The 3,731-nt window shown below is 55.4% G+C and carries 3 protein-coding genes; 1 reads left to right on the top strand and 2 read right to left on the bottom strand.

Annotated elements, in window-relative coordinates:
* A partial coding sequence (locus KMS84_RS38150) for a hypothetical protein (RefSeq protein ID WP_256921143.1) occupies window positions 1–210 on the bottom strand: 210 nt, incomplete at its 3' end.
* A gap of 920 nt (window positions 211–1,130) precedes the next feature.
* Between KMS84_RS38150 and KMS84_RS38145 the strand changes: the two genes are divergently transcribed.
* Window positions 1,131–2,381: a hypothetical protein gene (locus tag KMS84_RS38145; protein ID WP_216591791.1), complete on the top strand. Its 1,251-nt coding sequence runs from the start codon at window positions 1,131–1,133 to the stop codon at window positions 2,379–2,381.
* A 343-nt stretch (window positions 2,382–2,724) separates the two neighbouring features.
* Here KMS84_RS38145 and KMS84_RS38140 read toward each other — a convergent pair whose 3' ends face one another.
* Window positions 2,725–3,348 carry a hypothetical protein gene (locus KMS84_RS38140; protein ID WP_256912288.1) on the bottom strand — a complete coding sequence of 208 codons (624 nt, stop codon included), beginning with the start codon at window positions 3,346–3,348 and terminating at the stop codon, window positions 2,725–2,727.
* Between the last annotated feature and the right edge of the window lie 383 nt (window positions 3,349–3,731).

Genomic DNA, 3,731 nt, shown 5'->3' with positions numbered 1-3,731 from the left:
AGTCGGGGGGAGGCCCTGTGCTTTTGCAGCTTCAGCTGCCGCTTTTTCGTCGCGCCTTCTGTCTCTGTAGGCCTTTTGCTTCTCTGCCGGGGTGAGAGCCTTCTCACCGGAAGGCTTGCGGCCGGGCTTCTTGCGGAGCGGGGTGCTCTCGACCTGGGCAACCAGGTCGGCAAAGCCATCGACGGTTTTCTTATCTCTAGGGTCTTTCATAACTACCTCTTCTTATTTGGTAACGCGTTACTTAACATATGAATAGTATATGGTAACGCGTTACCAAATGCAAGCCGCGACGCTACCACTCGTCGGGCATTTGTCGCGACCCTCCGGGGGGAGGCAACCCGCCGCAAAGCGGCGCCCTGGGCCTATTCCGCGTAGCGGGCCGCACCGCCTCGCGGTGCCGCGAGGACGAATGGACCCAGCGGCTTTTTGCTGGGTTCGTGAGGACGAGTGACCGATTTAAAGGGGAGGTAGACCTATTCGGTAACGCTCCCCCGGAGGGTCGCGACGGGTGCTTGCAATGCGTCAATAAGGCTGACAACCCTGCGCTGATTGCTGCGGCAGAGCCGCGCTGTGCAGCGAAGCTGCGCGTCGGGAAGGAGCGAAAATCCCGCGCCTGGGCAGGCCTGCAAGGCGCGGAACACGTCGGGATTGCAGCGACTGGACCGGCGCTCTAACGCCTCGCGCTGCTCGTTGTTGGGCCCCTCAGAGCGTGGCGGATGATGAAGCCATCCACCCCACTCTGAGCGACCTCGATGTGCAGGACGTACTCTCACAGAGTACGTTTTGCAGGACGTACTCCGTGGGAGTACGTTTTGCGCTGTGAGCTGTTGATCTGGCTCTGTGGACGGGAAGGAGTACGTATGTACTCCACTCCCCCGGCCATGCTTTTGATCTGCTTTACCCCTCGGGAGAGCCGAGCTTATGGAGACGAAGTCGTAATAAGCATAGTCGGTCACTATGCTTTTGATCTTGCTCCAGTTTTTGACCTGTTTTTGATGTAAAATGGAAGCCATAAAAACAATAAAAAGAGTGAGAAAATCACCATGTCATTCCAATTTATGCACGTTGATTCCTTCAGCAGATCTACCCCCAAAACAGGAAAAACCGGTGGCCATTCAGTCAGATCGATTGTGGCTGAGGCAAACCGAGAACCTGGCGCAATTCCCCATATCGAAGCACCCCAGCCCCCGACACTGCTATTCGGTAAGCCCATTGAGGAGCTTGAAGCCACGTGCGAAACGTGGGCCGCGAGCACCACGGACGCCATAGGGAGAAAGACCCGCAAGGACGCCCTGTGCCTGCTTGGTGGCGTTTTCTCTGCCCCGGACGGCACTGACCCGGTTGCATGGGTGCGGATCAAGGGCGATGCCCTGGAATGGCTCCAAGGGCGCTATGGCGACCGCCTGCAAACGGTGCTGGAGCACACAGACGAATCACACCCTCATTGTCATTTCTACGTTGTGCCTCGCCCTGGTGAGAGCTTTGATGCGATCCACGACGGCAAGCGCGCTGCCAATGAGCTGGGCAAGAGCAGCCTAAAAGGCGACCGAAACGCGGCGTACAAGACCGCCATGCGGTCGTTTCAGGACGATTATCATGAGCACGTCGGGGCACCCAACGGCATGTCACGGCTTGGCCCTGGTAGACGTCGATTGACCCGCGAGGAGTGGAAGCTTGAGCAGCTTCAGGTCGAGACAATCGGGCAGAAATTCCAACAGGCCGAGGCGCTGATGGTACGGGCCGGAGAGGCCGTGGAAGCCTCTCAATCGACCGTAGACGCGCTCAAATCATCGGCGCTGGCCGAGATCAGGGCGATGCAGGCGAAGGCCCTCAAAGACGCTGATAAGGCGCAGGAAGCAGCGCGCCTCAAGGGAATCGAGGATGGACGAAACGAAGCTGTAAAAGAGTTCGGGAAGTCGAGCCTGTGGGGCAAGCTAACCGGGCTGCTGAGTAGCAAGGATAAGGAGATCGAGGCCCTGAAAATCGACAACAAAGCGCTGAAAAAGGACTTGAAAGAGGCTCGGTCGGAGACGAAGAAAACCAAGGGTTTGCTGGCCTCGGTGAAGGCCGCAGGCAAGAGCATTGCCCATAAATTCCTAGGGCTGGAACGCGAGCGTGATAGCGCCCTGGAACGAGCTGAAACAGCCGAGCGGCAGCGAGACCAATTCAAGGCGCAGGTGGGCGTCCTGAAAGAGCGTGACGGCCTGTACGCAGGCTTCGATAAGCAGATCTCGGATATGGCCTGGGAGCGCGATGGGTATCGCGCCAAGGCAGATCAGCTGGAGCGCCGTGTCGCCGCTCTGGAGCCTCAAGAGGCCCAGCCTGCGGTGCTTTCGCCTGCACAGCGAAATGCCCGCGAGCAGCCTACACGGGGCCTTTGATGGACTTGGACACTTTTCAAAAACACGGAAAGTGCGCAATAATCGGTAACTCGTTACCGATTATTTTTTTGAGTTCGGTAACGCGTTACCAATTAAAAGCAGGCCCAAAAAATAGCCTATTTCGATAGGCTATTTTCAATTGCTGCCAGCAGGCGCTATTCCCCGAGGAGCCATTCCAGATCAGCGTCATCGGAGGCGCTGTGGGCTCGCTGGAGCCCTTCAGGGGCATTTTCCTGTGCGAGGCTAGGGGATGGAGCCTGAGAGGGCTCCAGAGCTATCTGGGCTAGCACAGCACGCACTATTTCATCATCATCGCTCGGGTCTGGCATGTCGGGATTGATATTCATTCTTCACCCCCATCCAGCTCAAGCCCTGGGATATTTTGCTGCTGCATGATGGCCTGCTCATGCTCAAGCTGCGCATGCGCCTCAGATCCGGCGCGTACATATTCGTGCACGATCCTGATGCGATCACCCTTGTAGAAAAGGTGGGGATTCACCCAGAACATCCCGTCTTTACGCTCAACAGGGGCAAGAAAACCCTTCACGCAAAGCTCATTGATGCCGTTGTTATACGTGGGTCTCGACTTGCCATAGCCATGATCATCACATATGGCTTCGTAGCTGATATACAGCTGATCCGGTTGGTACTTTTGATCCAGGTATGCACGCAAAATCGAGCGAAACAGGTCTTTCGCAGGCTTTGATAGCTCAAAAACCTCCTCGATCCCAGCCCCGAAAAATTTCACGAACTCCTCTCTGTCCACGACTTTCTGAATCCCAATCACGGCCATATCCCCAGCAACCTCGCCTGTGGCGTTATTCACCAGTGAGTGATGCGCCGAAGCAAAGCCAGTGACCTTTTTCCCCTTCTTGATGGTGTGGGCCAACTCTCTCGCCCAAGGATTCTCTTTGGCGGAGAGGACAGCCGACCGAGTCGTGTAATAAACCTTTTTCTTATCTGACATTGTAGAAATTCCTAGTATGTTTCTTACTCAAACCGCTAAACAGTCAAGCAAACCGGTAAGAAATCTTATTATTTTTCTGCTTGATGAGTAAGAATCATACCACCGTTTTCAACCAAAAACAACAAGGCCTCTTACTGACCCGATAAGAAATTCAACTTTTCAGGTCAGTGTTTATGCGGGCTACAGGGGTGCTCCTTCTTAGTCTTATATATGGCGGTATTTCCACCGTCCGATCGAGCGAAGCGAGGAGGTGGTGATTCAGCGAATGAGCGAAGCGAAAGAGGTGGTCAGATCGAGCACCGACGAAGTCGGGGGGAGGCCCTGTGCTTTTGCAGCTTCAGCTGCCGCTTTTTCGTCGCGCCTTCTGTCTCTGTAGGCCTTTT

This window comes from Streptomyces hilarionis (assembly GCF_024539675.1).
In the GTDB taxonomy this organism is placed as follows: domain Bacteria; phylum Actinomycetota; class Actinomycetes; order Streptomycetales; family Streptomycetaceae; genus Streptomyces; species Streptomyces hilarionis.
The sequence above is the reverse complement of the archived record's forward strand: the minus strand, read 5'-3'. Positions and strand labels throughout refer to the sequence as shown.

Coding starts and splice junctions, on each gene's coding strand:
- KMS84_RS38140 (WP_256912288.1), bottom strand. CDS start 3,348: ATGTCAGATAAGAAAAAGGTTTATTACACGACTCGGTCGGCTGTCCTC.